A 10,672-nucleotide genomic window follows, 5' to 3' on the forward strand; every position below is an offset into this window, starting at 1 on the left:
CCCCATCTGCATCTTTCTATCAATGGCGGTGTAGCAAGCTTGGACGAAGCCGAGGCGCTGCTTGAACGCGGTTTGGACGGTGTCATGGTGGGGCGCGCTGCATATCACGACCCTGCCGCGATTTTGTCACAGGCGGATCAGCGCATTTGGGCCAAGCGCGGACCGCGTCCGCTGGATGATGTGATTGAGACGATGGCCAGCCATATCGAAGCGCACCTCGCCGAAGGCGGTAAGCTTCACCAAGTCACGCGTCACATGCTGGGGTTGTTTTCTGGACAACCGGGCGCGCGTGCATGGCGGCGCTATCTGTCTGAGCACGCGCCCAAAAACGGAGCGGACGCGCAAGTCCTGCGCGACGCTTATGCACTCATCAAACAAGCGGCAGAAACCGCACAGAGCGGCGAAACCAAAGCCTTAGAAGACATATCAAAAGACACATGAGAAGGGGTGCCTAAATGCCTGACGTAGCTGAATTAATACCGTTGGTAACGACCCTTTTAGCGTTTAGTGCCTTTGCGGGCGTGCTTGCTGGTCTTTTAGGGGTCGGTGGGGGCATCGTATTGGTGCCAGGGTATTTTTACTTGTTGTCGTCGCTTGGCTATGATGGCCCTCAGCTGATGCAGGTTTGTCTGGCGACATCGCTTGCTACGATTGTTGTGACATCTGTGCGCTCGGTCCAAAGTCACCATAAAAAGCGCTCTGTAGACTGGGACATGCTGCGGGCTTGGACGCCGGGAATTGCGCTTGGCGCAGTTGTTGGAGTTTGGATTGCGTCCGAACTTAAATCAGTCACCCTGCAAGGCATTTTTGGCATTTTAGGGCTTTTGGTTGGTCTATACATGGCGTTTGGTCGTCCACATTGGCGATTGGGTGATGTTTTGCCGCGCGGCGGTGTGGGGTATGTCACCTCGTTGGTCGTTGGGTTTCTGTCAGTGCTTATGGGCATTGGTGGCGGGGCGTTCTGCGTGCCTTACCAAACCTTGTTCAACGTCCCGATCCACCGCGCTGTGGCGACGGCGGCAGGTTTGGGTGCGCTGATCGCAGTGCCGTCTGCGATTGGGTTTTTGTTCGTTGAGATCGAGCCAAGCTCTAAGCCGCCGCTGACTTTCGGGGCAATAAACGTAGTCGCCTTCGGTCTTACGATTTCAATGACATTGCTGACCGCGCCACTTGGGGCGAAGCTTGCCCACTGGATGGACCCTAAGCCATTAAAGCGTGCGTTTGCGTTTTTCTTAATCTGCGTTGCGGGCAATATGTTGCGCGGCGTGTTTTTCGCATAACTTGTAGGGTATGGGGCTGCTTGGATCATCCGGCTTTGTGATTTACCCGCACGATCCGCGGGTTGCTGAATGGTCTGATAAGGCAGCAGAGGTCATGCGCCCGATCACACGTGAACCTGCGGTGCAGACGACTAATTTGCGGCACGGCAACACATGGTTTGTGGGTGTGGACGCGCTTTCTAATACGCCAGATGGGGCCATTGGTGATGTGCCGCTGATGGGGGCGTGGCGCGATGCTGTTCCAACGCTGCCTTTACACCGCGCGCAGGTTTCGATTATTTACCCTGGCTACCCCAAACAAGACGTGGGCGAGAGTGACGCCAACCACCGCTACCGTTTGAAACGGTCAGCCGCCCATGTGGATGGCTTGCTGCCCGTTGGTCCGCAAAAACGGCGTTTTGCAATGGAGTATCACGCCTATATTTTGGCGATCCCGCTGGGTAAAGTTGCTGCTGCGCCAACGGTCGTTTGGGAGGGAAGTCAGACCATTATGCAACGTGCCCTGCGTGAAGCGATTGGTGATGCGGACCCCTCACAGGTCGATATCACTGATGCCTATCAAGCGGCTCGGCGCGAGGTATTTGACTGCTGCCCAAAGGTTCCGCTTAATATCACAAAAGGGCAGGCGGCTTTGCTGCATCCGTTTTTGCTGCACGGCACTGATCCTTGGGATCCAGAGGTTGATGATCCAGACGGAAACGGTCGCATGATAGGGTTTTTTCGCCCAGATTTGGGCGATGGGCGTTCTTGGTTAGATATTGAGCTTTAAAGGCCGTTGCTTGTTTAGCACCGGCCGAGAAAGCCTGCGGCGCGGATATTTATGAACAAAAGAAGTAAGGGGTCAGCGCTTTAACCGTGCTGCCCGTCCGCCGCGGCGTTGCTTTAGTAGGGATGCGCGGTTTGGTAGGTCATCCATTACGTTTTTTCGTGCGTCGGCAGACAGGGATGACCATACACCGATCTCATCGATTGATCGCAAGCAGCCCGTGCACAGCCGTGTTTCGGGGTGGATAACGCAAATATTTACGCAAGGACTTTCGATCTCGGCGCGTTGCCAAACGGGGGCATCTGTTGGCATGTTTTTATCCCTTTAAATGGCGCAGACGATCCAGCGCGCCTTGCAAAATATATCCGGCGGCAACGTGGTCAATGACTTCTGCGCGTCGTTTGCGTGATGTGTCCGCCTCAATCAGCGCGCGTTCGGCGGCGACGGTCGATAGGCGTTCGTCCCAAAAGGTGATGGGGACTGTGGCAAACGCCTTAAGCCGTTCAAGGTTGCGGGCGAACGCGCGTGTAGATTGGGCGCGGGGGCCTTCTGTTCCGTCCATGTTGCGGGGCAGGCCCAGCACAATGCCGCCAACCTCGCGGTGGGCGCAGATTTTTGCCAACGAGGCCGCGTCCACGCCGAACTTCTTGCGCTTGATGGTTTCCAGCGGGGTCGCTACCGACATTAATGTATCACTCACGGCGACGCCCAAGGTAACTGTGCCCAGATCAAGACCCGCAAGGGCTGTAAAGTTTGGCAGCGTTTCCGCAAACTCTGCGATGTCTTCAAAAATCATTTGGGTATCCCTGACGCGTCTGCTGCGCGTTTAATGATGGCAAGGGCTTCGGGCGCGTCCGCAAAGCTTTCTTGGGCGTTTTGCCAAATAGCGGTGGCGGCGTCGATCTCGCCCAAAACGCCGTATGCATTGATCAGGCGCGCCCAATCGGCAGGTGTGCCGCCTTCGGTTGCAAGGCGTGTGTTAAGCGTGCTGACCATGCCACGGATCATTGCTGTGCGGTCCTCAGCTGTCATGTCCCGTGCTGCAGCGATGGCTTCGGCAGAGGGGCCAGCGGCATCAGGTGGCAGCTGATAGCGGATGCCTGCACGGTCGGCTAAGTCCTCGATCTCGGCGCGGATGGGAACAACCCAAGGGTCCACGGGGCTGCTGGCATCCATTAGTTGACGCCAAAGCTGGAACGCCCGGTCCGGCCTGCCTGTTTGGGCAAACATGCGCCCGATGTAAAAGCGTGACTGCGGTTGGGTGGCGTCTTTTTGCAGCGCTTGGGCAAAGGCATTCTCGGCCTCGGGCGAGACATAACCGCCTGCCGCCAGAACCATGAACTCACCCGCCAATGCCCAGTCTTCGGCTGTGGCGTCATCACCTTGGGCACCGATCACATTTTGTTGGGCCGTGTAAGCGGCGGTGTAATTGCCAAGCCGTGCTTCGGCGTTTGCCAAAAGACTTTGACCGCGTGCGTCATCTGGCCGTTCAGCGACCGTGGTGCGCAAAGTCTCAACCAACTCAAGATAGCCTTCGGGTAGTTGTTCGGCTGTGGGCTTTTTGAGCGTTCGGCTTGCCTGACTCTGGGCCATCTCTTGGCTGGGACGCTCGGCGCGCAGTTGTTCGGCGATGCGTAGGCGTTCCGCATGGGGCAGGTCCCCGTAGCCGGGGGCGCCGATCGTTGCATAAAGACCCAAGGCACCTGCAACAACAGCCGCACCGCCCAAAACTGCGGCAGCTTTGGTCAAAGTTGCTGGTGCGTCGGCGGCTGTTCCGCTTTGGGACTGTTCAGATGCGTCGGCGGCCAAAAGACGGCGCGAGATTTCAAGGCGGACAGCGTCCGCTTGGTCTTCAGTGACAATGCCGCGTGCCAAGTCGCGGTCAACTTCGGCGAGCTGTGCTTTGTACACATCGATGTCATAGCTTTTTGACTCTGCATCAGCATCGGCTGTGCGCCAAAACGCCGCGACGATCCAAATCATTGCACTAAGTGCAAGAATGCCGGAAATTGTCCAAAATATAAGCCAAATCATGGTTTTTCTGCCTTTGTGACCTTGCACTATCTAGCGGCTGCGGAACCAAACAAAAAGAGGCCTTGATCATCTGTGCGCAGTTGTCGCAAAACCGCAGGGAAGCGACGCCGCGCGGCTTTCAGCGCATGGTGACCCGTGGCATCAATACCTCAAGATCGATCCTTTCTGCGCCACCTATGTATGAGGCTGCCCGATGAAGAAATATTCTGCCTTCGCAATCGCGAAAGAGGCTTTGACATATCACAAAGGGTGGGGCCGTGCGTGGGCTAAACCTGCGCCCAAAAGCCATTATGATGTGATCATCGTTGGTGCCGGTGGCCATGGATTGGCTACTGCATATTACTTGGGGCGCAACTTTGGCATCACAAACGTAGCGATTATCGAAAAAGGTTGGCTAGGTGGCGGTAATACGGGCCGCAACACGACGATTATCCGGTCAAACTATCTTCAGGACCCATCCGCTGCGATTTATGAAAAAGCCCGCAGTTTGTACGAGACACTGTCGCAAGACCTAAATTATAACATTATGTTTAGCCCGCGCGGTGTAATCATGCTGGCGCAGACCCATCATGAGGTGCGCGGCTATAAACGCACGGCTCACGCCAATGCGCTGCAGGGCGTTACGACCGAATGGATTGAGCCTAAGCGCGTCAAAGAACTGGTACCTATCATTAACTTGGATGGCCCTAGATACCCTGTTTTGGGTGGCCTGTGGCAAGCACGCGGTGGCACGGCCCGTCACGATGCGGTTGCGTGGGGCTATGCCCGCGCGTGCTCTGACATGGGTATGGACATTATTCAGCAAACCGAAGTGACAGCGGTGAAGCGTTCGGGCGGGAAAGTGACAGGCGTTACCACGACCCAAGGTGATATCAGCTGCAACAAGCTTGGTGTTGTCGTCGCGGGACATTCCGGTGTGCTTGCGGATATGGCGGGCTTCCGTCTGCCTATTGAATCTGTGCCGCTGCAGGCACTGGTGTCAGAGCCGATTAAGCCGTGCATGGACGTGGTTGTGATGGCCAATACGGTGCACGGTTACATGAGCCAATCAGACAAAGGCGAGATGGTCATTGGTGGTGGTACAGACAGCCATAACGCTTACACACAGCGGGGTTCTTTTCACCACGTTGAGGAAACTGTGCGCGCGCTTTGTGAGACATTTCCGATGATCTCGCGCCTAAAGATGCTGCGCCAGTGGGGCGGTATCGTCGATGTAACAGGGGACCGCTCGCCGATTTTGTCCAAAACGCCAGTTGAAGGCATGTTCATCAACTGCGGTTGGGGGACAGGCGGGTTCAAGGCAATTCCGGGATCTGGCTGGGGCATGGCAGAGTTGATCGCCAAAGGACATTCACCTTTGACTGACCAGTTCGGCTTGGGCCGTTTCCGCGAAGGCCGCTTCATCGACGAAAGTGTTGCCGCAGGGGTGGCGCACTGATGCGGATGATGTCAGGTTTCTTTGTCGTCGCGTTCGGCTTTTGCGGCAGCGCTGCCAAAAGCAATGAGGTCGCTCACGTCAACCTCGCGTCCGCCTCTGGCGGCTTTGCGGCGCTTGATAGCGGCTTGTTCGCGCAAAAACATGATAACGGCAAAAGCAACAACTGCTGCGCCGATACACAGCAAAATAGTGGTCTGATCCAAGGATTCACTCCTTTTGTGGTGCGTGTACTGAACGCCCTCGTTTCAAGCCTAACAGTAAACCCCATCGATTTCGCCCTAAATAACGGAGCTGCCCGATGCTGATCCTTACATGCCCATATTGCGGCGTCGCTGCAGATGAAACAGAGTTGTCCGCCGGCGGCGAAGCGCACGTTAAACGAGAGACAGTTGGCGCGGATGACGCGGCGTTTGAGCAGTATTTGTTCCAACGCGAAAACTCCAAAGGCATCCATTTTGAGCGCTGGCGTCACGCAGCCGGTTGCGGCAAGTGGTTCCACGCGGCGCGCTGCACCAACACGCTTGAAGTGTTTGGCACTTACAGCGCGCAAACGCTTGAGCCTCCGAAAAACATCACTGACGCGATCAGCGCCGCCCGGCCGGGCTGGACATGGAGAAACTTTTCATGAGCACACGTTTGGCAAATGGCGGCCGTCTGATTGATCGAAGCGCCAAAGTAGATTTCACATTTAACGGCAAACGCCTGAGCGGGTTTGCCGGAGACACTTTGGCTTCTGCCCTTTTGGGGGAAGATCAGATGTTGATGGGCCGGTCGTTCAAGTATCACCGTCCACGTGGTGTAGTGGCCTCTGGTGCGGAAGAGCCTAACGCGTTGATGAATTTGGGCGAGGGCAACACGTTTGAACCCAACGCGCGTGCCACAACCACACCGCTATTCGGGGGCCTGAAGGCCGCTAGCCAAAACCACTGGCCCAGTCTTGAATTTGATGTCGGTGCCATCAACAAGCATTTGTCGCGTTTTTTGCCTGCGGGTTTTTATTACAAGATGTTCATTCACCCGCGGCCTTTGTGGAAGCATGTCTATGAGCCGTTTATTCGCCGGTCTGCGGGGCTTGGCCGCGCACCTGACGCGGAAGCGCGTGATCCCGATACTTACGAGCATTTCTATCACCACACGGATGTTTTGGTCATTGGGGGTGGCACGGCGGGTTTGAGTGCTGCTCTTACCGCCGGGCGTGCCGGTCTTGATGTGACGTTGATGGAACAAAACGGCGAGTGGGGGGGGCGCGCACCTGTTGATGCAACCTGCGGTGTGCCTTCTGAAATTGACGGTATTGCCGTTGATGAGTGGATCAATAACACCGTTCAAGCACTTGAAAAGATGAAAAATGTCACTCTGCGGACTCGTACAATGGGCGCGGGGGTGTATGACCACGGTTATGTGCTTTGTTATGAGCGGTTGCGTGATCACGCGCCTGAACTGGATGGTCCGCGTCACCGTTTGTGGAAAGTCCGCGCGCAGCAGATCATCACAGCAACCGGTGCGATTGAACGGCCTTTGTCGTTTGCTGGTAATGATATTCCGGGCGTTATGTTGGCGTCTGCGGTGCGCGATTATGCTGTAAACTACGGCGTCAGCGCAGGCGACCGCACGGTTGTTGTGACCAACAATGACGATGCGTACCGCACGGCGATTGCCATGGTTCAGGCGGGCTTGTCCGTGCCTGCAATCGTTGATGCGCGCACGATGCCGGATCAGGGGTTTGTGTCCCAAGCCCGCGCTTTGGGCATTGAAGTAAAGCAGGGCATGGGCATCGCCAAAGTCAAAGGCACCAAGCGTGTGACCGGTGTCGCGCTTTGCTTGCAAGCAGGCGAAGGTGCAGTCCTTGAGGAAATCAAATGTGACGTGGTTGCAATGTCAGGCGGCTGGAGCCCCGTTGTACACATGTGGTCACATTGCGGTGGGAAGTTGACGTGGGATGAGGACGGGCAGTTTTTCCGCCCTGATCCAGATCGCGCGCCAACAAGCCATGACGGCAAAGCGTTTGTAAGTGTCGCTGGTGCTGCGAACGGGCATATGATGCTGGGTGCAGGCCTTGCTGACGGTGCAAGCTGTGCAGCTAAAGTCGTTGCTGCGTGCGGCAAAAAGGTGAAGGCCAAAGATCCTGTACCGTCTGCAACCGACGTGACTGAGGCGCCGATGGCACCGGTATGGATCATGCCCCAAGGCGCGAATATCTCGCTGCGTGCGAAGATGTGGCTGGACTATCAGAACGACGTGAAAGTGAGCGACGTTCAGCTGGCTGCCCAAGAGGGATATGAGAGTGTTGAGCACACCAAGCGCTACACCACGCTTGGCATGGCTACAGATCAGGGTAAGCTGAGCAATATCAATGGTCTGGCGGTTCTTTCGGGTGCGCTTAATGCGCCAATTCCGGCTGTCGGCACCACCACATTCCGTCCGCCTTACACGCCCATCTCTATGGGATCGATCGCAGGTGAGGCGAAGGGTAATATTTTCCAGCCCATGCGCCGAAGCCCGCTTCACGATTGGCATGACGACAATGGTGTGTACTGGGAGCCCGTGGGTCATTGGCGCCGTCCATATTGCTACACGCGTGATGGTGAAAGCCACGAAGACGCAGTTAACCGCGAAGTGAAAAACACGCGTGAAAACCTTGGTCTGTTGGATGCCTCAACTTTGGGCAAGATCATTGTCAAAGGTCCAGATGCGGGTCGTTTTCTCGACATGCTGTACACGAACATGATGTCAAACCTGAAAGTTGGCCGCTGCCGCTATGGTTTGATGTGCTCCGAGAACGGCTTTTTGATGGATGACGGCGTTGTTGCGCGCATCGATGAGGACACCTGGCTATGCCACACCACATCCGGCGGGGCGGATCACATTCATCAACATATTGAAGAGTGGCTTCAAACCGAATGGTGGGACTGGAAAGTCTACGTTGCCAACGTCACTGAGCAATATGGTCAGATCGCTGTTGTTGGCCCCAACGCGCGCAAAGTTCTCGAAACCCTGGGTGGCATGGACGTGAGCCAAGACGCGCTGTCATTTATGGGGTGGGCCGATGGTACGCTTGCGGGGATTGATGTGCGCATTTTCCGTATCAGTTTCTCGGGTGAGTTGTCCTACGAGATTGCCGTGAAGGCAGGCCAAGCCCGCGCCCTTTGGGACGCGATCTATAAAGCGGGCCAAGACTTTGGCGTGATGCCCTACGGTACTGAAACTCTTCACGTTCTTCGTGCTGAAAAAGGCTTCATCATGATTGGTGATGAGACTGATGGTACGGTCATTCCGCAGGATTTAAACCTGCAATGGGCGCTGTCGAAGAAGAAAGAAGATTATCTTGGCAAGCGCGCACATGAGCGTAGCTTCATGGCTGATCCTGCGCGCTGGAAGCTGGTTGGTCTGCTGACAACGGATCGCAGCGTGATCCCTGATGGGGCGTATGCTGTCGCCGACAGGGTCAATGATAACGGTCAGCGCAATACCCAAGGGCGCATCACATCAAGCTACTACTCCGCTACAATGGAGCGGGGCATTGCCATGGCGCTGGTTAAGGACGGTCCGGACCGGATGGGCGAAGTGTTGACCTTCCCCAAGACGGACGGAACCGAGGTGCGTGCGGAAATCGTTGATCCTGTATTTTACGATAAAGAGGGGGCTAAGCAAAATGTCTAAGGCGATCTCGGCCCTGAACGGGCAACGTTTTGAAGGGGCGGTTACGGTCAAGGACCTTGGCCCGCGCGGCATGATTACCCTACGCGGTGATCTTTCATCTGCCGCTCTGAAAAAAGCGGCAACAAGTGTCAGTGGCGCAGAAATGCCCCAAGCCGGCATGTGCACGATCGCGAAAGATCAAGGCATTGCTTGGATGTCGCCGGACGAATTGCTGGTGGTTCTGCCCTATGCGGACGTCGATGGCGCGATCGCGAAGATGGGCAAAACACTGAAAGATACGCACCACTTGTTGGCGGATGTTAGTGACGCGCGCAGCATCATTCGCGTACAAGGTACCGGCGTGAGAGATGTTATTGCGAAATTGAGCCCCGCTGATATGCGCCCAAGCAGTTTTGCTGTTGGTACCATGCGCCGGACGCGGATGGCCCAAGTTGCTGCCGCTTTCTGGATGCGGGATGCGCGTACAATCGACGTGACCTGCTTCCGCTCCGTGTCCGAGTATGTCTTTGGTATCTTGAGCGCTGCCGCAGCCAAAGGTGCAGAGGTTTATCCAAAGTAGCCAGAGCACAAAAATAAGCAGCTTGCATTTGACCGCCCCCCTTGACGTGGGGGCGGTGCCGCCTCATTTCAAGCGGTAGCGATCCGTAATATCAATTGACGAGAGAGGAGCCTCACAGATGGCTTTTGAACTTCCTGACCTTCCCTATGCACATGATGCGCTTGCTGCGCACGGTATGTCTGCAGAGACGCTTGAGTACCACCACGACCTGCACCACAAGGCTTACGTGGATAACGGCAATAAATTGATTGCTGGCACCGAGTGGGACGGCAAATCCATGGAAGAGATCATCGTCGGCACATATGACGCGACTTCCGTTGCCCAAAACGGTATCTTCAATAACATCAGCCAACTTTGGAACCACAACCAGTTTTGGGAGATGATGGGCCCGAACGCGTCTGCAATGCCGTCCGAGCTTGAAAAGGCCATCGTGGAGAGCTTTGGTTCAGTCGACGAATTCAAATCACAATTCAGCGCTGCTGGTGCAGGCCAATTTGGTTCTGGCTGGGCATGGTTGGTAAAAGATACCGACGGCGCGTTGAAAGTGACAAAGACAGAAAACGGTGTGAACCCGCTTTGCTTTGGCCAAACAGCGCTGCTTGGTTGCGATGTGTGGGAGCACAGCTACTACATTGATTTCCGCAACAAGCGTCCAGCGTACCTGACCAGCTTCCTTGATAACTTGGTCAACTGGGAGAACGTCGCTTCACGCATGTGATAGCGCACCTGCTTCTGGGATAATTGAGCCGCCGCCTGAGGATATCAGCGGCGGCTTTTTCATTTGACCCGCCGCAGGAATGGGCGCACTGCTGCGTCATGACTGAAAGTTTCAAAGGTGTAGCGGCAATGATTGCCGCCTGTGTCGTCTGGGGGCTGTCACCGCTTTTCTACGCACAGTTCAGCGATATCCCGACCATTGATATTTTGGCGCTCCG

Annotated in this window: 12 protein-coding genes; 8 read left to right on the top strand and 4 right to left on the bottom strand. The window is 55.7% G+C overall.

Annotated features, from left to right (window positions below):
- The 3 genes from ACTF5M_RS10590 to ACTF5M_RS10600 form a co-directional block, all read left to right on the top strand.
- A partial coding sequence (locus tag ACTF5M_RS10590) for a tRNA-dihydrouridine synthase (protein WP_438960963.1) occupies positions 1–441 on the top strand: 441 nt, incomplete at its 5' end.
- Positions 442–455: 14 nt separating this feature from the next.
- A complete protein-coding gene (locus ACTF5M_RS10595; RefSeq protein WP_438960964.1) occupies positions 456–1,280 on the top strand; it encodes a sulfite exporter TauE/SafE family protein in 825 nt (274 codons plus the stop codon).
- A gap of 10 nt (positions 1,281–1,290) precedes the next feature.
- Positions 1,291–2,049, top strand: coding sequence for a hypothetical protein (locus tag ACTF5M_RS10600; protein ID WP_438960965.1), 759 nt, complete (start codon positions 1,291–1,293; stop codon positions 2,047–2,049).
- 72 nt (positions 2,050–2,121) lie between these two features.
- Here ACTF5M_RS10600 and ACTF5M_RS10605 read toward each other — a convergent pair whose 3' ends face one another.
- The 3 genes from ACTF5M_RS10605 to ccmI are packed head-to-tail and all read right to left on the bottom strand — an operon-like array spanning position 2,122 to position 4,080.
- Positions 2,122–2,358 (bottom strand): DUF1289 domain-containing protein, encoded by a 237-nt coding sequence (locus ACTF5M_RS10605; protein WP_341247027.1) that lies wholly within the window; start codon positions 2,356–2,358, stop codon positions 2,122–2,124.
- Positions 2,359–2,362: 4 nt separating this feature from the next.
- The gene (gene ruvX / locus ACTF5M_RS10610; RefSeq protein WP_438960966.1) at positions 2,363–2,842 is read right to left on the bottom strand and encodes a Holliday junction resolvase RuvX; all 480 of its coding nucleotides are present in this window, start codon (positions 2,840–2,842) and stop codon (positions 2,363–2,365) included.
- Positions 2,839–4,080 (bottom strand): c-type cytochrome biogenesis protein CcmI, encoded by a 1,242-nt coding sequence (gene ccmI, locus ACTF5M_RS10615; RefSeq protein ID WP_438960967.1) that lies wholly within the window; start codon positions 4,078–4,080, stop codon positions 2,839–2,841. Before ccmI ends, ruvX begins: the two co-directional genes overlap by 4 nt.
- Before the next feature lie 193 nt (positions 4,081–4,273).
- Between ccmI and ACTF5M_RS10620 the strand changes: the two genes are divergently transcribed.
- Positions 4,274–5,518: a sarcosine oxidase subunit beta family protein gene (locus ACTF5M_RS10620; protein WP_438960968.1), complete on the top strand. Its 1,245-nt coding sequence runs from the start codon at positions 4,274–4,276 to the stop codon at positions 5,516–5,518.
- A gap of 11 nt (positions 5,519–5,529) precedes the next feature.
- Here the strand turns inward: ACTF5M_RS10620 and ACTF5M_RS10625 are convergent, their stop codons facing one another.
- Entirely contained in the window at positions 5,530–5,721 is a 192-nt protein-coding gene (locus ACTF5M_RS10625; protein WP_438960969.1) for a hypothetical protein, read from the bottom strand.
- Positions 5,722–5,816: 95 nt separating this feature from the next.
- Between ACTF5M_RS10625 and ACTF5M_RS10630 the strand changes: the two genes are divergently transcribed.
- The 4 genes from ACTF5M_RS10630 (at position 5,817) to ACTF5M_RS10645 (ending at position 10,455) form a co-directional block, all read left to right on the top strand.
- Positions 5,817–6,146 (top strand): sarcosine oxidase subunit delta, encoded by a 330-nt coding sequence (locus ACTF5M_RS10630; RefSeq protein ID WP_438960970.1) that lies wholly within the window; start codon positions 5,817–5,819, stop codon positions 6,144–6,146.
- Positions 6,143–9,178 (top strand): sarcosine oxidase subunit alpha family protein, encoded by a 3,036-nt coding sequence (locus ACTF5M_RS10635; RefSeq protein ID WP_438960971.1) that lies wholly within the window; start codon positions 6,143–6,145, stop codon positions 9,176–9,178. Before ACTF5M_RS10630 ends, ACTF5M_RS10635 begins: the two co-directional genes overlap by 4 nt.
- Entirely contained in the window at positions 9,171–9,737 is a 567-nt protein-coding gene (locus ACTF5M_RS10640; protein WP_438960972.1) for a sarcosine oxidase subunit gamma, read from the top strand. The genes ACTF5M_RS10635 and ACTF5M_RS10640 overlap by 8 nt, the downstream gene beginning before the upstream one ends.
- A gap of 118 nt (positions 9,738–9,855) precedes the next feature.
- Complete coding sequence (locus ACTF5M_RS10645) at positions 9,856–10,455, top strand: superoxide dismutase (protein WP_438960973.1); 600 nt, start codon at positions 9,856–9,858, stop codon at positions 10,453–10,455.
- Positions 10,456–10,672: the final 217 nt, after the last annotated feature.

It is taken from the genome of Nereida sp., from assembly GCF_965655635.1.
In the GTDB taxonomy this organism is placed as follows: Bacteria; Pseudomonadota; Alphaproteobacteria; order Rhodobacterales; family Rhodobacteraceae; genus Nereida.